Annotated in this window: 18 protein-coding genes; 10 read left to right on the top strand and 8 right to left on the bottom strand. The window is 68.1% G+C overall.

What is annotated here, in order from left to right; translation table 11 throughout:
- Nucleotides 1–34 precede the first annotated feature (34 nt).
- On the top strand, nt 35–622 hold the full coding sequence (locus BLW76_RS35445) for a TetR/AcrR family transcriptional regulator (protein WP_091320279.1): 588 nt from the start codon (nt 35–37) through the stop codon (nt 620–622).
- Between the two features lie 1053 nt (nt 623–1675).
- Here the strand turns inward: BLW76_RS35445 and BLW76_RS35440 are convergent.
- Nucleotides 1676–2857, bottom strand: a complete 1182-nt coding sequence (locus BLW76_RS35440) for an Ig-like domain-containing protein (protein WP_425266066.1) — start codon at nt 2855–2857, stop codon at nt 1676–1678.
- A 284-nt stretch (nt 2858–3141) separates the two neighbouring features.
- On the opposite strand from BLW76_RS35440, the gene BLW76_RS35430 reads away from it, so the two are divergent.
- Nucleotides 3142–4313, top strand: a protein-coding gene (locus BLW76_RS35430) for an IS3 family transposase (RefSeq protein WP_425266034.1) whose coding sequence is annotated in 2 segments (ribosomal slippage) — nt 3142–3430 and nt 3430–4313 — 1173 coding nt in all. Because the reading frame shifts where the segments join, the coding sequence is not laid out codon by codon here.
- A 68-nt stretch (nt 4314–4381) separates the two neighbouring features.
- On the opposite strand, the gene BLW76_RS48965 is transcribed toward BLW76_RS35430, so the two are convergent.
- Complete coding sequence (locus tag BLW76_RS48965) at nt 4382–4528, bottom strand: hypothetical protein (RefSeq protein WP_167384848.1); 147 nt, start codon at nt 4526–4528, stop codon at nt 4382–4384.
- A gap of 152 nt (nt 4529–4680) precedes the next feature.
- Between BLW76_RS48965 and BLW76_RS35425 the strand changes: the two genes are divergently transcribed.
- From BLW76_RS35425 to BLW76_RS35415, 3 genes are all read left to right on the top strand, one after another.
- A complete protein-coding gene (locus BLW76_RS35425; protein ID WP_244170465.1) occupies nt 4681–5070 on the top strand; it encodes a CUE domain-containing protein in 390 nt (129 codons plus the stop codon).
- On the top strand, nt 5070–6176 hold the full coding sequence (locus BLW76_RS35420) for an MAB_1171c family putative transporter (protein ID WP_091320277.1): 1107 nt from the start codon (nt 5070–5072) through the stop codon (nt 6174–6176). Before BLW76_RS35425 ends, BLW76_RS35420 begins: the two co-directional genes overlap by 1 nt.
- 116 nt (nt 6177–6292) lie before the next feature.
- Nucleotides 6293–6850: an NUDIX hydrolase gene (locus tag BLW76_RS35415; protein ID WP_091315817.1), complete on the top strand. Its 558-nt coding sequence runs from the start codon at nt 6293–6295 to the stop codon at nt 6848–6850.
- Here the strand turns inward: BLW76_RS35415 and BLW76_RS35410 are convergent.
- Nucleotides 6841–8289, bottom strand: a complete 1449-nt coding sequence (locus tag BLW76_RS35410; protein WP_244170464.1) for a helix-turn-helix domain-containing protein — start codon at nt 8287–8289, stop codon at nt 6841–6843. The two genes, BLW76_RS35415 and BLW76_RS35410, sit on opposite strands and share 10 nt — an antisense overlap.
- Nucleotides 8290–8796: 507 nt before the next feature.
- Here BLW76_RS35410 and BLW76_RS35405 point away from each other — a divergent pair.
- The 4 genes from BLW76_RS35405 to BLW76_RS35385 all read left to right on the top strand — a co-directional run bounded on the left by BLW76_RS35405 (nt 8797) and on the right by BLW76_RS35385 (nt 12052).
- Nucleotides 8797–9624, top strand: coding sequence for a Scr1 family TA system antitoxin-like transcriptional regulator (locus BLW76_RS35405; RefSeq protein ID WP_143060747.1), 828 nt, complete (start codon nt 8797–8799; stop codon nt 9622–9624).
- Entirely contained in the window at nt 9621–10643 is a 1023-nt protein-coding gene (locus BLW76_RS48960; RefSeq protein WP_208613458.1) for a DUF1707 domain-containing protein, read from the top strand. The genes BLW76_RS35405 and BLW76_RS48960 overlap by 4 nt, the downstream gene beginning before the upstream one ends.
- Nucleotides 10644–10976: 333 nt before the next feature.
- Entirely contained in the window at nt 10977–11312 is a 336-nt protein-coding gene (locus BLW76_RS35390) for a hypothetical protein (protein WP_091315811.1), read from the top strand.
- On the top strand, nt 11309–12052 hold the full coding sequence (locus BLW76_RS35385; RefSeq protein WP_091320270.1) for an SDR family oxidoreductase: 744 nt from the start codon (nt 11309–11311) through the stop codon (nt 12050–12052). The genes BLW76_RS35390 and BLW76_RS35385 overlap by 4 nt, the downstream gene beginning before the upstream one ends.
- Before the next feature lie 61 nt (nt 12053–12113).
- Here the strand turns inward: BLW76_RS35385 and BLW76_RS35380 are convergent, their stop codons facing one another.
- The 5 genes from BLW76_RS35380 to BLW76_RS35360 form a co-directional block, all read right to left on the bottom strand.
- Nucleotides 12114–12923, bottom strand: a complete 810-nt coding sequence (locus BLW76_RS35380; protein ID WP_091320268.1) for a CPBP family intramembrane glutamic endopeptidase — start codon at nt 12921–12923, stop codon at nt 12114–12116.
- A 93-nt stretch (nt 12924–13016) separates the two neighbouring features.
- Nucleotides 13017–14507 carry a non-reducing end alpha-L-arabinofuranosidase family hydrolase gene (locus BLW76_RS35375; RefSeq protein WP_091315809.1) on the bottom strand — a complete coding sequence of 497 codons (1491 nt, stop codon included), beginning with the start codon at nt 14505–14507 and terminating at the stop codon, nt 13017–13019.
- A 195-nt stretch (nt 14508–14702) separates the two neighbouring features.
- Nucleotides 14703–15479: a hypothetical protein gene (locus BLW76_RS35370; protein ID WP_091315807.1), complete on the bottom strand. Its 777-nt coding sequence runs from the start codon at nt 15477–15479 to the stop codon at nt 14703–14705.
- Nucleotides 15476–16006: a SigE family RNA polymerase sigma factor gene (locus BLW76_RS35365; RefSeq protein WP_091315802.1), complete on the bottom strand. Its 531-nt coding sequence runs from the start codon at nt 16004–16006 to the stop codon at nt 15476–15478. The genes BLW76_RS35370 and BLW76_RS35365 overlap by 4 nt, the downstream gene beginning before the upstream one ends.
- 101 nt (nt 16007–16107) lie before the next feature.
- Nucleotides 16108–16758: an RICIN domain-containing protein gene (locus tag BLW76_RS35360; protein ID WP_091315799.1), complete on the bottom strand. Its 651-nt coding sequence runs from the start codon at nt 16756–16758 to the stop codon at nt 16108–16110.
- A gap of 147 nt (nt 16759–16905) precedes the next feature.
- Between BLW76_RS35360 and BLW76_RS35355 the strand changes: the two genes are divergently transcribed.
- Nucleotides 16906–19158, top strand: coding sequence for an autotransporter-associated beta strand repeat-containing protein (locus tag BLW76_RS35355; RefSeq protein WP_244170463.1), 2253 nt, complete (start codon nt 16906–16908; stop codon nt 19156–19158).
- Nucleotides 19159–19166 lie beyond the last annotated feature (8 nt).

Here is a 19166-nt window from a genome sequence, read left to right as displayed (position 1 = left end):
CGTCGTTGTATAACGAAGCTGTCTGGGAGGCATGGTGCCGATCTTCGTCGATCACGACGAGTGGCGGGAGAAGATCGTGGATGCGGCGATCCGGGTGCTCGGAGATCTCGGGTTCGCCAAGTTCACCCTTCGAGCGGTGAGCAACCGCCTCGGCGGGTCGGTGACGATGGTGACGCACTACTTTCCGAGCCGCGACGCGTTGCTGGACACGATGTTGCAGCAAACACTCGAGGACGCACGTACCGTTCAGGACGAGCTGATCGCGATCGAGGACCCGCACGAGCGGCTCGAGGCCATCGTGCGCTACTTCATGCCCGACAACGACGAAGGCATGGCCATCGAACGCGCCCGCGTCGCCCTGGTCAGCCACCGCAACGTCGAGCCGGCGATCGAGCGTCACCTCGCCCTCCTTGAACCGGGCATGCGTAACCTGATCGCCACCGCGATCGGCGACTTCATCAGCCCCGGCGAAATCGAACCCACGGTCGACCTGATCCGCCTGTGGACCAGCGGAATGGTGCTCTCGGCGATCGAGCACCCCGAACTGTGGACGCCCGAACGGCAGAACGCCGCGTTGAGCCACTTCATGAAGCTCATCGACCTGCCGGTCACGGCTGCCTGAGAGTGCGTCGGCTCCGACAACGGCGTTGGTTCCTGACTACGCCGTTGTCGTCGTGTCCACTTCACTGTCAAGCGGGGGCGTTCGTCTTCTCGAAAGCGGCGTATTGGCGCCGCCCGCGCGCGACCGCTGGTGTCGATCATCAGGGCTGAACAACCTGCTGGCCAGAAGACGGAAGCCTGATTGGCCTCTCAACCGGATGGGTCTTATTGAAGTTATCAGTCAATGGGATCGCAGCAGCCGCTAGTGACGTTAGCCAGACCTGCTCACTCAAGGGCGCACATCGCGGAGGGCGCCAGTACGAAGACCAGGGTGTCCGACGGCGACATCGTCCGGTATGGACCGCGCACGGACAGCGGTCATTGGATCACGCTCGCATCAGCCCGAGAGTTCGGGTTTTGTCACAGGGTCGTAAGCCGATCGGTAACCCCCTTGAGCCGCATAATTTGCAGGTCAACGCCGGTGTAGGGGCTACCGATGCTTCGGACCAGTGGAGCTAAGGGGACTCGAACCCCTGACCCCCTCACTGCCAGGGTCGACTGGGGCAGTCTGGGGCAGTTGGGTGCAGTTCCGTGCGGCTTAGCGCGGTCCGAGGAGGGGGTTTGCCCCAGCTGTGCCCCAGTGAAATTGGTGAGAGAACTGGCCGCGCTCCCTATCGAACGTCCGGCGCAATCTGCAGGCGACCGGGCCTGGATCCAGCCGAACAGGATTTCGGCGGGCCGTGTCGTATGGCGGACCTCGAACTGGTCGTCGGCGACTGGTGCGACGATCCTGCCGAGATCGCTGACGCAGGTGACCGCCTGTGCGGAGAGCTGGACCTGCTCGACTTCGACCGGCTCGACTGGCCGGCAATCCCGGGCGAGTCCGGCACCCGTGCCGGCAGAAACGCGGGTCGGTCATCAACAAGGTCGGGGACGACAGCATCGCGCTGACCGCCGCCACCCGGGGACCGCAGGACGCCCTCGCGCAGGCCCTCCTGGACCGCCACGCCAGGCAGCTGACATGGGCCGCCGGCCGGCAATCCTGAGGTTGCCGGCCGGCGACGGTTCCCGTTGTTTATCGAGCCGGGACCACCTCCACGGCGACGTACGCCCACTTGTCCCTGGTGATCTTCGAGTCGGTGAAGACAACCCGAGTGCGTGCGGGGACGGGATTGTCGGTCCGCTTGACCCAGTAAGAGGTTCGCGCACGGCCATCGAGGAATTGGTGGACGATCGTCTGCCCCGGCGACACGGTGGGCGCCTTGGCGTCGGAGAGGTCATGGCCCAGAGCCCACACCACCGCGTTGCAACTCGTCGTGGAGACCGCCACGGCGGGATTGCCCGATCGCGAGGCCGCCGAACCGGTGGCGCCGAGCTTGCGAGCGGTACCGCTGTAGGCGGCCACGGTGATGGTGCTGTCGAACCCGCCTCGAGCGAAGATCGTCGTGACCCTCATACGGTCCAGTGGACGCTTCGCGTACGCCTGCCACACCTCGGTTGTGCCCCCGCCGGTATTCGCCCGTGCGGCGAGCGTCCAGTTCAGGCCTCCGCCGACGACGGTCATCACGCGCTGCTGGCGGCCCTGAGGGCCGTCGGCGCCGATGAAGGCCAGCAAGAGTTCGCCGCTTCCCCGTGTGGTGACCGGCAGGGAGGTGACTCTGTTTCGGCCACCGCCGCTGGTCGCGCTCACCTGCGTGTCGAGCTTCGGCGCCGCTTGGCAGCCGGCGGCCTGCACGACCGTGATCGCCACCGTGACGGCCGGGGAATCGACCTTGCCGTCGTTGACCTTGAAGGTGAGCGAGTCCGGACCTTGGAACCCGGGTGCCGGCGTGTACGTCAGGTTCGGGGCCGTCCCGCTGAGCGTGCCGTGGACCGGAGCGGTCAGCACGGTGTAGGCGAGGTTGTCCCCGTCGGGGTCGGTGCCAGTGAGCGTGATCGGCAACGGCTGACCGGCCACCGCGGTGACGGCCTGTGCTCCGGCGACCGGCGCGTGGTTCACCACGGCCGGGGTGACCGTGATCGTGATGGTCGCCGGGTCGGAGCTGAGGGTGCCGTTGGTCGATTTCACGGTGAAGGTGTCGGTGCCCGAGAACCCGGCCGCAGGCGTGTAGGTGACGGCCGTGCCGTCCACGGCGACGGTGCCGTGAGCCGGTGGTTGATCCGCCACCAACGTCAACGGGTGCCCGGCCGGGTCGCTCGTGTCCGGGCGGACCGTCACCGGCGTACCGGCTGGCGTGGTCGCGGCCACGTCGGCCACGATGGGGAAGTCCGGGGTCGCGTCGATGCCGAACTGCTCCGCGAAGGACGAGAAGTCCGAGGGAGAAACGCCGCGGAGTTGCTCGCCGAGGGGCGCTTCCTGCGGAGTGGCTCCGACGGGGATCGTCTCGTTGAAGCTGCTGTCGTAGAAGTCGGACAGCTCTCCGTATTGCCCGGACACAAACGTCAGCGCGCCGCGGCCAGCACGGTACGCCAGTTGAGCTTCCCCCGGTTGTCCGGACACCTGACCTGAGGTGACCGCCGGTCACCAGGGAGGATGTTCCGATGCCTGCACCACACCCGCCTGAGTTCCGTCAGCGTGCCGTCGAGCTGGCCCGCCTGGGCGACAAACCGGTCGCCGCGCTGGCCAAGGAACTGGGCATCAGCGAGTCCTGCCTGCGCAACTGGATGGCCCAGGCCGACGCCGACACCAACGGCTCAGCCACCCGGTTGACCAGCGCGGAAAAGAAGGAACTCGCCGAGCTGCGCCGCAAGAACCGGCAGCTGGAGATGGAGAACGAGATCCTCAAACGCGCGGCGGCGTACTTCGCGCGGGAGAACATCCTCCCAAAGTAACCTTCCCGCTGGTCCATGAGCTCGCCGCCGACGGTATCGACGTCGCGGTGGCCTGCCGGGTATTGAACGTGTCCCGCTCCGGCTATTACGAATGGCGCGACCGGCCGGCCTCGGCTCGAGAGGAGGAGAACGCGCTGTTACTGAAACACATCGAACAGATCCACGCCGATTCCCGCGGCACCTATGGTTCGCCGCGGGTGCACGCCGAATTGCGGCTCGGTCTGGGGATGCCGGTCAACCTCAAACGGGTCGAGCGGCTCATGCGCGAAGCCGGCATCCAGGGCCTCTACCGTCGCCGGCGGCATGTCACCACGGTCCGCGACCCGGCCGGGCAACCCCGTGCCGACCTGGTCAACCGCCGGTTCACCGCCGACGCCCCAGACCGGTTGTGGATCACCGACATCACCGAACACCCCACCGAGGAAGGCCGCGTCTACTGCGCCGCCGTGATGGACGCCTATTCCCGGCTCATCATCGGCTGGTCCATCGCCGACCATATGCGCACCGAACTGGTTACCGACGCCCTCGGCATGGCCATTCTCCGCCGCCAACCCGACGGCAGAAAAACCATCCTGCATTCCGACCACGGATCGCAATACACCTCGTGGGCATTCGGGCAACGCCTCCGCGCCGCAGGCCTGCTCGCCTCCATGGGCACCGTCGGTGACTGCTACGACAACGCCATGATGGAATCGTTTTGGGGAACCCTCCAGCTCGAACTTCTCGACTCGAAAACCTGGAAAACCCGCGACGAACTTGCCAACGCGATATTCGAATGGATAGTGTGTTGGTACAACCCGAAACGGAGACACTCCAAGATCGGGATGCACAGCCCCGCCACGTTTGAGGCCCTCAACCGGCCACCAGACGCGCCGGCCTGACCCCACACCCGCCGTGTCCGGCGAACGGGGGGAAGCTCAGTTCTCACCGGCGGCGATCTTTCCCGAGGTCAATGGGAGTACCGCTGCGCCGAGCAGCTCGCCGGCGACTTGGGCGTCCCGTTCGCCGAGCTGCCCGGCGGCCACAACGGGTTGGTCAGCCACCCGAAGGCGACAGCGGCGGCGATCACGAGAATCTTCGACCGAGTTGCGCTCACGTCGTAGTCCTCGCGAAGGCACTTGGCGCAACGACCTGCATCTGCGCCGAGGAGTGAAGAGGCTTCTCCGAGATCTGGACGTCGACACGCCACTCGACGTCCGCGCCCTGTGCTTGAAGCTAGCCGAGCACCGCGGGCGGCCGATAGAGCTCGTGCCGTATCCGCTGCCGGTGCCGGGGGCTTTCGGGCTCTGGATTGCCTTCGCCGACGCCGACCGGATCCTGTTCCAGCAGCACACCACCGCCGCGCACCAGGACCACATCATCCTGCACGAGGTCGGGCACATGATCAGCGGTCACAGCACCGAAGGCGGCGCGACCGGCCTCGCCGCGCTGTTCCCTGACATCCCACCCGAGGTCGTCAGGGACGCTCTGCGCCGCGACGGCTACAGCCTCGTCGCGGAACGCGAGGCCGAGATGGTCGCCACGGTCATCAAGGAATGGGCGACCTTACTGGAAGCCCTGAAGTTCTCTCCTGTCCAGGGGAGCAAGGCCAGCCGACGATTGCATGGGGCCTTCGACGACCACCAGGGCTGGCTGTGATGAGCGTGCCCAACCTCGCGATGTGGGGTGCGGCCGCGGGGGCCTCCGGATGGAAGATCTCCCAGCTGATCCGCGTTCCGGTCGACCGCGACCTTCGGGTGATCACCGCATGCACCTTTCTCGTCTTCCTCGCGTTGACCGCGCAGCTCGCGGCAGATCCCGCCTCCGCCCTGCCGGGAGCCTCGAGCCAGTTGCCGAAGCTGTTGCAGAACGTCGTGCTAACGTTCTTCTTCGCCCTGCTGATCATCCTACTTGAGTCCATAGTGGATTCTCGTGGTGTCGCGTCGCGTGGGATGGTCGAGATCGGGATCGCGTTCGTCGCCAGCTGCGGCCTGGCAGCCACCTTCGTACTCGCCGACAAGAGCTCCGGCAGCTTCAGCTACGAGGCAGCGGGTTCGGCGACGATGCAACTGCTCTTCTACTTGATCGGCAATGTCTACATGGCCTACGCCACAGGGCGCGGCGCGGTGCTGACCTGGCGGGCCGGAGACCAAGGTCAGTCGCGGGTGCGGCTCAGTTTGCGCGTCGCGGGTGCGGGCCTTGTCATCTGTTGTTTGGGAACGCATCTACCTCGGATCGCTTCGACTACCGGCCGACTGGGACTTCGGCATGACGTGGTTCCCGGGAGCGGTTTATGGACTACTCCCTTTCTGGCTCTGGGCATCTCCATCTTCTTCTTCGGGGTCGCATACCCTGGGGTTCGCGCCGGAGTCGTGAAGCTTCGATTGTGGTTCATGGATCGCAAGCACTACCGCCGGCTGAGGCCGTTGTGGACTTCCTTGCGCCAGGCCTTTCCGGACATCACATTGCTTCCGACGACATCGCAAGCCCGCGAGGCCTTCCGCGTGCGCCACATGCGGCTGCACTTCTACCGCCGAGCCATCGAATGCAGGGATGGCCTGGTCTGCTTGAGCCCTTACCTCGAGCCGGACGAGGCCACCGACGGCTCATCGACGTTGTCCGCGGAACGACTACGAGAGGGTCTTCTTCGAAGCACCGGAGGCGAGCCCCGGGCTGGCGTACACGTCGTTGCTCGACCGGCGGACCCTGGAATGGAGGCGGACTTGAGGGAACTCCTCGCACTTTCGCAGGGCCTGCGCGAGTGACACCGCCGACCGGGCGAAGGACTGTGCACCGATGCTCCCGACGGGACGGCGCACTGAGAGTGATCCTCGTCCGATAGCGCGCGCACCCCGCGGGCGACGTCGTAGCATCTCGTGATGTGGCCATCGAACCCAACGGGCAAGAGCAGACGCGCTGGAAGATCCACGGCGAGCGAGTCGTCGACGACACCCGCCGCCTGCGGTTGAGCATCGCCTCGGTCGAGTTACCCGACGGCGTCAAGTTCGAGCAGTACGTGCTCCGCATGCCCAAGGCCGCGATAATGGCGGTCCTTGATGACCAAGACCGCGTCCTCATGATGTGGCGGCACCGGTTCATCATCGACCGATGGGTCTGGGAGCTTCCTGGCGGCTACGTCGACCCCGGAGAGGACGCCGCGGCGACCGCTGTCCGCGAGGTCGAGGAGGAGACCGGCTGGCGGCCGTTGAACGTCGAACCGTTGGGATCGATGCAGCCCACCGTCGGGAGCGCCGACGCCGAGAACCTGCTTTTCATCGCCCGCGGAGCGGAGTACGTCGGTGAGCCCGAAGACATCAACGAGGCCGAGCGGGTCGCGTGGATCCCGCTCGACACAGTCCGTGAGCGCATCACCAAGGGTGAGATCGTCGGCGCGGCTTCGCAGGTCGCGCTGCTCCACGTCCTCGCGTTCTATCGCTGAATCGGGGTGGGCACGCCGGCGGCGTCCATCTGCGTGTAGAGCGCACGCACCCGCCGATCGCCGCGGTAAGGGCTGAGCCGACGGCCGACGTCGGCGAGGTAGGCACCGCCTCGGATCGATCGGACCTGCTCGCTCATGCGCACCGCGGCGGTGGCCTCCACGCACGCTTCGTCGACGCGCCCCTGGTCGGCCAGCGTCGACGCGAGCAGCGCGGTGTTGAACAGCCTCCCCCGCTCGTATCCGTCGTCCATTCCGAGCGCCCGGCGAGCGAACTGCTCGGCTTCTGGCGCGGAGCCGAGGTCACGGAACACGTGAGCGAACTTCGCCGACAGGTACGCGCTGTCGAAGTAGTTGAGCCAAGCCGGTCCCGATCCGGGCGAGAAGCGTTCGAAGGCACGCTCGGCTTCGTGCAGGGCCGCGAAGCAAGCCGAGGAGTTCGCTTGCAGCGCATGGCCATGCGCTTCGAGCACGGCGGCCTCCGCCTGCAGAGCTGCCAGACCCGACCTCTTCGCCGTACGCCGTGCGGCGAGCGCCATGTCGACGGCAACCTCGGGGGCACCGTTGAATGCGGCGTGATGGCTCATGGCCGCCAACATCTCGGCTTCGAGGGCATCATCGCCCGCGTCCTGAGACAGCTTCAACGCATCGCGGAGGCGCCGTTGCCCTTCCGCAGCGTTGCCAACATCGAACGCGATCCAGCCGGCGACTTGGTGCAACTCGGCGGCCGCGCCGAGCAGTTCTTCTCGTGCCGCGGCTTTTCTGGTCGTGTCCTTCAGCATCGGCGCGACGGTCGATGTCAGGTAGTTTGTGATCGTCGTCGTGGCGCGGCTATGTCCGCCCCCGAAGCGGTTGTCCAGACGCCGGAACGTGGCTGTCATGTCGCGTACGATCTCGACGTCCGTGCTGCGGGGCTTCGGCGGGCTTGCCGCGACGGCCGGTCCGGCGCCGAGTAGTGATGCGCCGATGGCCGTGGCACCGACACCTGCGGTCCTGAAGAACTGTCGCCTTTGCACGCGACCGAGGCTAATGTCGTCGCCTGAGCCCGCCAACTCGTTGACAGTATGAGAAACGCTGAACCACAGCAGTGCTGGAGGGACTTGCAGAGCCTTCGCCCAGCGTTCGAGGTTCACCAGGTTGCTCGGAGGGCGGGCGCCCGGCGCTTCCAGCCGGCTGACTTGCGCCTGCGTCAGGCCAAGCCAACGGCCGAGCGCAGCCTGCGACACGTGCGGGTTGGATTCTTTACGGTAGGCGGCAAAGAGCCTGCCGAAATGGCGGTCCTTCAGCGCAGCGCGGATGCTGTCGGCGGCCCAGAAGGTGTCCGGCTGGGGTGGCGCCTCGTGCGCGATCAACAGGCGGATGCATGGTCCGCAGTGGTTGCTCACGCGATCACGAGCCAGGCGCGCACCGCATTTCTCGCACCTTCTCGTCGGCGTCTGCACGTCGGTCTCCCTCCTCCCACCACTTGACACGCAGTGTATTCGATCGCACACAACATGGCGCCGGATTCCATCCTCCTGATGTATGGAATCCGGCACCACGCGACTCCTACCTGCTAAAACTCATACGCCGACGTCGTTTGCGGCCGCAACCTTCCACTGCACGCTGACACCCATGCAAGCGACAGCGGTAGCACTTCGTTACAACAAGATGCCCGACGGCTCAGGCGCTTCGCCCGAGCGCCAGGTTGCCCCTTCGGGTCGGAGTTGGTTGCCCGCGGCGTCCCAACCGGATGACGCAGGTTCCTTGGAAGCCGCTTTCCAGCAGCTCGGTCGACCGCGCAAACCCGGCGAGCAGCTGACCGAAACGGACCATCAAGCGGCCACGCTGGTACTGGACGTCTTCTGGCCGAAGTTCGGCCCACCGCGCCCGCTGCCGGAGCGCTGGCGGTAACGGGCCTTCGCTCCCGGACGCACCCCGCAGAACGACCACCACCAGAGAGATCGATCATGTCATTGCCAACCATCCGTCGCCCTGCCGTGTTGCTCGTCAGTGCGGGCCTTCGCGAGGCACGCGAGCGGCGAAAGATTGGTTTGCGCCGTCTCGCCGACAAGCTCAGCATGTCACCGGCGCGCCTGTCCGGCTTGGAGCTCGGCACCCACATCCCGCATCCTCCCGCCGTCTCCCACATCCTCGGCTTCCTCGGGATCAGCGGCGTCGAATACGAGAAGTTCATGGAGTCGGCCAAGCACGTCTACGACGACAACCTCGTCGCAACCGATGATATGCGGTCCTTCAGTCTGATGTGGACGTACGAGCAACTGTCCGACCGGGTTGTGGAATGGTCTCCTTTCTGCCTTCCGGATCTCCTGCGGCTTCCGCAACACTTTGATCGCGAACCCGGCACCGACGAAGAGCCTGCCTGTCCCGAACTCGAACCATTTGAACGAACCGTTCGCCGGGAAGGGATGTTGAACGGCCCTCGCCGCTACCTCTTCCTCATCGGCGAGGACGCCTTACGTTCTGCGGGCGACGAACCTGACGCAGACGCACAGATCCGAAGCCTTCGAAGCGTCGCGAGTTTGCACCACGTCACCGTCCGGATCGTCCCGACGACAGCAAACAATCCGAGCCCGGCGCACGCTTTCACTCTCTTCGAGGACCGACGCACTCCGATGGCGGTAGCGTTCAAAAACGTCCATTGCACCACATACCTCACCGAGAAGGCACTCCTCAACAAGTACTCCGGCACCGCAAAAGCCCTTCAGCGCCAGGCACAAAGGAACTCAGCCGCAGCCGACACGCTGGCCGACTTCACGTGGGGCCGAGCGTCATGACAGCCGCGGTGATCTACATCGATCCCCTCATGATCCACCCGGTCGTAGATGGTGTGTGGCACCACGCACGCCTTGAAGGCGTCCCCGACCCGGGCGAGGCGATCACGATGCCGGACACGCCCGGCACGGCACCCGCCGACGTTCTGCTGTCCACGGCCGACCGGCAGGCCGCGCTGACCGAGGTCGAGGCGGCGATCACCAGCGGCCGGGTGGATCCGCAGGCGTGGGACGGCGCCGCGGCGTGGATCGACCAGGCCGTGCGGCAGCGCGAGCTCGACGCGCTCGCGGCCGACCTGGAGCTGCGGGCCGGTCCCGCCGAACGCGACGCCACGCGTGCCGAACTGGACCAGGCACTGGCCGACGGGCGGCTCACTCCCGCCGAACACACCGACCGAGCGAGGGCGGCGGCAGCAGCCGACACGGACCACGAACTGGCCGCACTGCTCGCCGACCTGCACCGGCCGCGACGAGGACGGCGCCGCTCGGAACCCGCCGACCACCGCGTTTCCCACCGCGAACGCGACGAAGCCGCCCGCGCCCTGCGCCGGGCACACGCCAAGGGCCAGCTCGACCTCGCCGAGTACGACGACCGGGTCGCCGCGGCCTACGCCGCCGCGACCCGACTCGAACTGGACAACCTGCTCGCCGATCTCCGCGAACCAACCGCACCAGCCGAACCGGACATCATCGACTACATCTACCAACGATTCGACCATTGGCACCGGTACTCCACGGGGACGCCCCACATGGCACTGACCCCCCGGGACAAAGCCCCTCGCCCCGGCATCGCCGACATCCTGCTCCACAAACGACCGTGGCAGGTGGTCATGATCCTGACCTGGGGCGGCTACCTCTGCTGGCTCCTCGCAACCCTGATCCACGCGCTCCTCGGCGGCGGCTGGGACCGAGTGCTCCTGCCGGTCGTGCTCGTCACCCCGGTGGTCGTACTCACCGACTTCTACACCTACGCCGTCGTCCGACGAACCATCCGTCGCCGCCGGCTGTCCCGACCCCACTGATCCCACCGGACGTTTCGCCGGCGAGGAACCTCGTTGCGGATGCTCGCCGGCTGGATCATGATCACGGCGTGGAACTCGCCTGGCTGTACTTCCGGCGGCTGTACGAGGGCTTGCTCGATTGCGGTGACGAGCCCGATGCGTGCCGGCAGTACCTGAGCGGCCGGCGGACGGCAGCGGCCGAGCACCTGGCCGAACTGGAACCATTGCGTCATCGGGAGCGGTTGCCCGCCGGCGGGTACACCGAGGACGACGAGCAGCCCTGGCGGCTCATGAAAGCTGTACGGGCTCAGCCGGGTCAGCGACTATCTGATCGAGCGGTTTTGCGCCGACAGCATGGACGACAGCGGGCCGGCGATGCACACGGAGTTCTTCTCCGCCATCGGACTCCTGAACTGGGACGGAGAGGCGGACATCGGTGGCGATCCTCCGGTGCTTCCGGCCGGTTGGTCCGAGGACGAGCCGGAACCGCTGGACCAGCGACGCGAACTGCTGCTGCACCGGTGCTTCGTCCGCGGGCCGTTACCTGCCGACGAGGGTGATCGTTTCCCTTACGGGGACCGGCTCAGCCTCGTTGCCGCGGAGTGGCCGTTGCCGGAGTCGGCGATCGTCCGTGTGAGCTCGTTCACAGGTGGTCACAACCGAGCGGGACGCGGTGTCTGGTGGGCATGACGCACACAGAACAGACCTCGGTGCTGATCACCGGAGGCAACAAGGGGCTCGGTTTCGAATCGGCTCGGCGGCTCGGCGAGCGGGGCTGGACGATCTTCCTCGGCTCACGGGACGAAAGCCGGGGCCAGGCGGCCGCCGACAAGCTGGCTGCGGGCGGCGCGAACGTCGTCATGGTCCCGCTGGACGTGACCTCGGACGAGTCGGTGGCCGACGCCGTGCGGCTCGTGCGGAAGCACACCAACCGGCTGGACGTGCTGATCAACAACGCCGGCGCGCCGGGGAACGTTGTCCCGCCCGCGGACGCCACGGCCGAGGAGATCCACTCCGTCTACGACACCAACGTGTACGGGCCGGTCAGGGTCACGCACGCGTTCCTGCCCCTGCTGACTGCGGCGGACAACCCGCGGGTGGTGATGGTGTCCAGCGCCGTGGGCTCCTTCGCGGTCATGGCCGATCCCACGCAGCCCGCCTCGAAAATGCACGAGCTCGCCTACAGCTCGTCGAAAGCGGCGCTGAACATGATCACCGTCCGGTACACCCAGGCGCTCCCGAATATCAAGTTCAACGCCATCACCCCCGGTGAGGTCGTCAACCACAAGTTCACCGCCACCGACATGAACAACCACACCGGCCAGCTGACGGTCACCGAGGGCACCGACCCGATCATCGAACTCGCGACGCTCGACGCCGACGGACCGACCGGGATCTTCATCGATCGCCTCGGACCCGTTGCCTGGTAACGGCAACTGCAGATTGTTCGCGGCGAGCTGGTGGGTGTTTCGGCAGTGTTCCGGGCGCGGATCACACGATGTTGAACGCGATCGCGACGATACCGCCTACCGTCGAGATCGAGGTTGTTCCGACGTGCATCGCGATCGACAGGCGGATGTCCTTCTTCTTCCACACGAACCACGGGCCCGGGAAGAAGAACACCAGCTTCGACACGAACGTCCACGGTGCCCAGAAGTGGTACAGCGAAAACAGGACCGTGCTGAGCACCGGCGCCCCGCGGCCCAGGTGGGCGAGGCGGGGCATGAGGAACCCGCGGAAGTAGAACTCCTCGATCAGCGGCAGCGCAATCCCGGTCAGCGGCAGGCACACCACCAGCGTGGCGAGCATGGCCGAGCGGCCGCTCCCCTGGAGGTACGTGGTGGCGCTGCCGCCCGCGTCGGCGAACGGGAGCCAGGTGAAGAAGTGGTCGAAGACGAAGTTGTCCAAGGGGATGAGCGCGGTCGACAGCACCATCATCCACAGGAACATCGGGATGGCCATGGCGACGAGCTTTCCCCTCGGCAACGGCTTGCCCGTGTAGTGCAGCACCCCGCGCAAGGAGAACCTGCCGTTGCGCTGGTGGCCCAGCCAGTACAGGCCCGCCATCAGCGGGCCGAGGACCACGCACAGCGCGATCGCCCAGCCCAGGAACACCGGGGCGCCGATGGCCAGGACGAACGGTTCGGCGAACAACAGGTAGACCGCGACGATCAGGGCGCCGGGGACCAGGTGCAGAGCGATCGACAGGGGCAGCGAGTGCCGGTCGGCGAGCAGCCGCTTGGCTGCTCCGTGGAGGGGGCGGGACTCGGTCGCGACCGTGGGCCCGTTCGTGTCATCCATGACGACGATGCTGGCCACGGTTCCTGACACGGCCCTGACACGAGGCGGACATGCGGGCGGGCTCGGCCGTGGGGGCCGAGCCCGCCCGGGTGACTAGCGTTGCAGGGTCAGCACTCCGGGCTTGTACGGCAGGAGGCCGTAGTCGACGCCGTCGGAGCCGGGGTCGCGGCCCTGGTACAGGAACTGGAGGTTGCAGGGGTCGATCGTCTTGGTCTGGTCGGGGTTGGTGCGGACCAGGTCACCGTGGCTGATGTCGTTGGTCCAGGTGGCGCCGCTGTTGGCCTTGCCCGCGAACGGGTTGCTCTCGGTGGCCGCCTGCGGGGTCCACGTGCCGCTGAGGCTGGTTGCGGTGAACGAGCGGAAGAAGCGGCGCTCGTTCGTTCCCCGCGCCTCGACGATCATGAGGTACTGGTTCTGGCCCTGGACCTTGTAGACCTCGGGCGCTTCGAACAGGTTGAGCGCGGTGTCGCTCATGATCTTCGTGTAGCTCGAGCCGAAGCTGCCCGGGAAGTTCCCGATGGGCATGCCGGCGCGGTAGATGCCGCCGTTGTCGTCGGCGAAGAACAGGTACATGTTCGTGCCGTCGCCGATGATGGTCTGGTCGATCGGCGCCCCGCTGGGGAGCGTGCCCGTGAACAGCGTCTGCTGCGCCGACCAGCTGTTGGGGTTCGTGGGGTCGCTCGAGGTGCGGTAGGAGAACGTGTCGGGCCAGCCCCACTGGTAGGCGAGCACCCAGATGTTCTTCGGGGCGAAGTAGAACAGCGTCGGCGCGACGGCTCCGAAGGACATCGAGTTCTGGGTGGCGGTGGCCATGTCGGACCAGTTGGTGAACGGGGTGAAGCTCGTGGACTTCCAGCTCGACCCGGTGTCGTGCGTCGTGGCGTAGACGACGTGCTTGCCGTTGTAGACGACGTTCGTGAAGTCCTTGAGCGAGACCCAGCCCGCCTTCGGGTTCGCCAGCGGGCCGGTCGACGACCAGCGGTACGTCGACGGCAGGGTGCAGGCGCCGGTGCCGTTGCCCCCGTCGACCTGGACGAGCTGCCACTGCTGGTCGTTGGCCGTGGAGCCGGTCTGCTGCACCACGGCGGCGCCGTCGGCCGTGGAGGCGCCCTGCACGTCGAGTGCCTTGCCGCTGTTGCGGTTGACCAGCCGGACGTACCCCGTTCCGGCGTCGGCGAGGCTGAACTGCTGGTTGGCGCCGCCGTTGTCGCTCCACTGCACCACCGCGGCGCCGTCGGCGGTGGCGGCGCCCTGCACGTCGGCGAGCTTGCCGGAGTGCCGCGCGCGCAGCTTGTAGTAGCCACCACCGGCGTCCACGAACTGGAACTGCTGGTTGGTGGCGTTGCTGCGGCTCCACTGGATGAGGCCGGCGCCGTCGGCCGTGGACGCGCCGCTGACGTCGAGTGCCTTGCCGCTGTTGCGGTTCAGCAGGACGTACCAGGCGGCGGTGTCCACTGTGGCGGCCGACGCCGCGGTCGGGGCCACCGTGAGCAGCCCGCCCACGACCGGCACGACGACCGCACCGGCCACCGCCGACCGCCACCGGCGGCGCCACCTCGCGACACGCGGGAATCCAACCGACATAGCATCTTTCCCTTCGTTGGGAACGTGGACACGACGATTGTTAGCGCTAACAGTTCAGGGGAGCGAGAGGGAGAGGGCGGAGTGAAAAGGGGACAGTTGGTCGAGTGGACGTGCGGCTGAGCGCACCAGAGGACTGTGAACGATAACCTCGGCGACGTCAAGACGTAACCTGCACGGAACCGCCGCCCGGGTACCTCAGGGCGTGGTGAAGCCGCCCCGGAGCGTGTGGCTGCCGTCCGTGGTGGTGGCCTGGACGCGGTAGCTGTCGAGGTCGGCGTGGCGAGTGCCGGCGGCGTGGTTGTACTGGACGGCGAACACCTGTGCCGCGGCCGGGAGCGTGCGCCCCGGCTTGAGCTCCCAGCGGTACACCACGGCGTCACCGCTGTCCTGGGTGGTGACGGCGAAGTCGTCGGCCGGCCCGGTTTGCCACTGGCCGGTGCGCTGCACGCCGCCGGTTTGCGTGATGCGCACTTCCACGACGAGCGCGGTCAGCGGCCGGGCGGTGTCGAGGTCGAGGGTGCTCTGGGCCCAGTAGACCGTGCTGTGGGGGTCGACGGTGCCCTGCGCCGACAGCGGCCCGTCCGCGACCCGGTTGCCCGCCGGGGTGGCCGGGGGAGTGCTCGAGGCCGGCCGGCCGGTGGTCGCCGGGGCCGGGCGTCCCGTCGCGGGCGGCGGGACCGGGCTGTCGGGGGATCGGGTGGAGCTGGGCGCTTCGCTCGTGGTCGGGACCGTGAGCGTGGTCGCAGCCGGCGGGGCCGGGACGCTGCCGGCGACGGCGAAGCCGGCGACGGCCAGGATGCCGGCCGCGGCGGAGCCGGCGAGCACCACCTTGGGCCAGGACCGCGCGATGCCCGGCCGCCGCCGGACCGGGGTGGCGGCCATGCCGCGGTGCACGCGGGCCAGCATCCGGTCGTGGTCGGGCTGGTGTGCCTCGGCGGCTGCCCGCAGCCGCTTGCCGATCTCTTCGTTCACCGGCTTCCCCTCTCCGTCGCCAGGTGCCCGGCCGCGCCGGCGCCGAGCAGGCGTTCCAGCTCGGCCAGTCCTTTCGAGGTTTGGCTCTTCACCGCACCGACCGAGATGCCGAGGGCACGAGCGGTCTCCTTTTCCGGCAGGTCGAAGGCGTGCCTGAGGATGACGCAGGCCCGTTTCCCGAACGGCAGCCGGTTCAGCGCCGCCCGCACGTCCACCACGGCGGCCACGTCGGGACTCCGTTCCTGGTGCGCACCCGGCGACCAGAACAGCGCGATCCGGCGGCGCTCGCGTGTCATGCTGCGGACCCGCTCCCTGGCCAGGTTCGCGACCACTCCGCGGGCGTAGGCCAGCGGGTGCTCGGCCTTGCGCAGCCGGTCCCAGCGCTGCCACAGGGCGATCAGGGCGTCGGCGGCGAGGTCGTCGGCGGCGTCCGGTTCGCCGGTCAGGAGAAAGGCGAACCGGGCGAGCCCGGCGTAGTGGCGTTCGAAGAAGTCGTGGAACTCCGCCGACGTGTCATCGAGGAGCATGTGTCTCGGCTGTCCTCTTCCTACCCGTGCCCCCGTGCAAGGCGGCAACCTGCCAGTGTCGGCCCGCGGCCCGGCCGGCGCGGTCGCCGGCCCGGTGCGGGTCAGGACGGCCCGGCGTACAGTACGCCGCCGCTGCCGGTGATCCGCTGCCGGGCGCCGCCGATCCGCGCGTCGCGCCAGGTGTGGCTGCCCGGCGGCCCGGCGGCTTTCGCGAGGCTCCACCGCTGGTCGGCGCCGCCCCGGTCGCGGGACTGGACGACCGCGCGCCGGCCGGTGCCCTCGGTCACGCCCAGGATCATCCCGCTGTCGCGCGAGACGATCTTCAGCTGCCCGTCGCCGGTGTCGAGCAGCTGCCACTGCTGAGCGGCGGCGCCGGTGTCCGGCTGTTGTTCGACGTCGGCCTCCGCCGTGGCGGGACCCCGGACGCCGAGCACCTTGCCGCTGGTGTGGTTGACCAGCTGGAAGAAACCGCCCGGCACGGGCTTGAGCTGCCACAGGCTCGCCGCGCCGGTGGCGCGTTTCTCCTGCTGGATCCGGGCGCCGTCTTCGGCCCCGGCCACGTCCAGTGCGCTGCCGTCCCGCACGGAGACGAACTGGTAGTAGGCGGCCGAGTCCACCTGCACCGGTTCCGCGTCACCCCGCGTGAGCAGCAGGTACGGGACGACGAGCGCGGGGACACCCAGTGCCAGGGCGATCGATGTCCAGCGGCCGCGGTGACGCCGGCGCGGCACGGTGGGCTCGGTCTTTCTCACGGCAGCGCTCCTCGGGTCGTCCTCGGTTTCGCCACCCAGTTGCCGCCGAGCCCGAAAAGGTTGCCGCCCGGCACGGGGTTGACACGGCTTCGTCGGCCACGAACACTGACCCGGCAAAATGTTATCGCTAACATCCCGGAGTTCTTCGTGCGCACACAGCGTGGTGGTTGCCGGCTCGCGGTGGCGGTGGTCGCCATCCTCGTGGCGGCACCGCCGGCGCCGAGTGCGTCCGCGCAGCCCGGCGGCCGGGACGTCACCGCCGACATCCTCGCGAACCGGGACGTGACGCTGAGCGGGGACGCGGTCGTGCGGCTCACCGGCGGCGTCACCGCCTACGCGGGAGTGATTCGCGGCAAAGGCGCCTTCACCGTCGGCGGAACCGGCACCTTGGTGCTCGTGAAGGACAGCGATTTCACCCTGCCCGACGATCGCCGCCGGCAGAAGATCGTCACGGTGGGCGGCAACCACCCGGTGAGCACGATCGAGAACCCCGACCCGCCCGCGGTGATCGTGCAACGCGGGGCGACGCTCCAGTACGGGAGCGGATCGGGCGGAGACGGCAGCATCGGGCATTTCGCCCAGGCGCCCGGAGTGTCGCTGAACACGCTCAACCACCGGATCGACGGGACCCTGGACCTTGCCGTGCACCGGCAGGTGAGCCTGGGCGTGATCAGCGGGACCGGACTCGTCAAGCAACGGCGGGGCACCTGGCCGGGCATCGAACTGCCGGGTACGCACCCGTTCTCGGGCACGCTGTACGTCGGCACCGGCGCGGACTACGGCAGCGTGAACTACCTCACCGCGATGCCGAACGTGCGCAAGGTGGTCAACCAGGGATCGTTCATCCACAACGCACCGGACGGTGAAGTGGTCACCGACGCCGCCGACATCTACTCGCAGTTCTACGGCAACGACATCAACTTCCACACCTGGGGTTCCGGTGTGGTGCGGATGTCGGGCGTGTACAGCTGGTCGGACAACGGGTCGGACACCGACCCCGCGCTCAGCGACCCGGCCCGGAACTTCGCCACCGTGCCGCACCGGGACAACAAGCGCGGTATCAACATCGAAGGCGCCACGGTGACGTGGGGCGACGGCACGGGCAACCGGTTCTTCCTGCCGGGTAACGAAAACACCGTCTACATCAACCTGCATGCGGACCCGGGCGGCGCCCGCAGCGTGCTGACGTTCGACTACAACGGCCCGGTCACCCTGGCCGCGCCCATCTCCGGCGGCCGCTACCACGACACCATGGCGGACGTCGGCCGCGGCGACGTCGTCATCGCGGCGACCCGCGGCAACGCGGTCACTTTCACCGCGCCGCAGAACTACGACGGCGACACGACGATCGGCGACGGCGCGTCGCTGCGGCTGGGCGACGGCAGCCCGCAGGGCGACAGTGCGCTGCTGCCGACCGGCAAGATCGTCGACAACGGCGAGCTGATCGTGCAGAACGCCGCAAAGGGTGCCGAACTGGGCCGGATCGGCGGGACGGGTTCGGTGACCCAGGCCGGCCCGGCCACCACCACGCTGGCCGGCGAGCTCACCTACACGGGCCGGACCACGGTGAAGGCGGGCACGCTCGAGGTCACCGGCGGTTCCCTCGCCGCGAGCGCCGCGGTCGACCTGCCGTCGGCCGGGACGAAGCTGGACCTGACCCGGGCCGGCGATCCGACGGTCACCAACCTCTCCGGAGCCGAGGGCAGCACCGTGGCGGGCGGGCGCGCGCTGACGATTCGGGCCACCACCGCGACGACGTTCGGCGGTGCCCTGAACGCCACCGGCGATGTCACGAAGACCGGGGCCGAAACGCTCACCCTGACCGGCAAGCACACCACCCCGGACAGCGCCTGGACCGTCCGGGACGGAACGCTCGCGCTGGCCGGGTCCGTCCAGGCCCGGCAGCTCGCGGTGGCGCCCACCGGCGCGCTGCGGTCCACCGGCACGGTGCAGGCGGCCGTGGACAACGCCGGCACGGTCGACGCCGCCGGCCTGACCGTGCGCGGCGCCTACACCCAGCGGCCCGGTGCACGCCTGACCGGCACCCGGCTGACCGTCACCGGCGCGGTGCAGCTCGCGGGCACCTTCGCGCCGAACTCGGTACCCGGCCCCGGCGTGATCGTCGACAACCAGGGGACCGAACCGGTCGCCGGCACTTTCGACGGGCTGCCCGAGGGTGCGGCCGTCGGCGCGTTCCGCCTCACCTACCACGGCGGCGACGGCAACGACGTCGTCCTGACCGGCGGTTCCGGCGCGGCCCGTTCCGGCGCCACGACCCCGCAAGTGGCGTCCGCGTCGCGTTCCGGGGCGTTGTGGTGGTTGTGGGCGGCCGGCGTGCCGGTGCTGCTGGCCGCCGCCGTCGTGTTCCTGGTGCGCAGGCGGTCACGGACCCGGAACTGAGTGCGTCG

Origin of the sequence: Amycolatopsis tolypomycina, assembly GCF_900105945.1 — a bacterium.
GTDB lineage: Bacteria > Actinomycetota > Actinomycetes > Mycobacteriales > Pseudonocardiaceae > Amycolatopsis > Amycolatopsis tolypomycina.
Note: the sequence above shows the minus strand (reverse complement) of the source record. Positions and strands in the feature narration are given on the sequence as shown.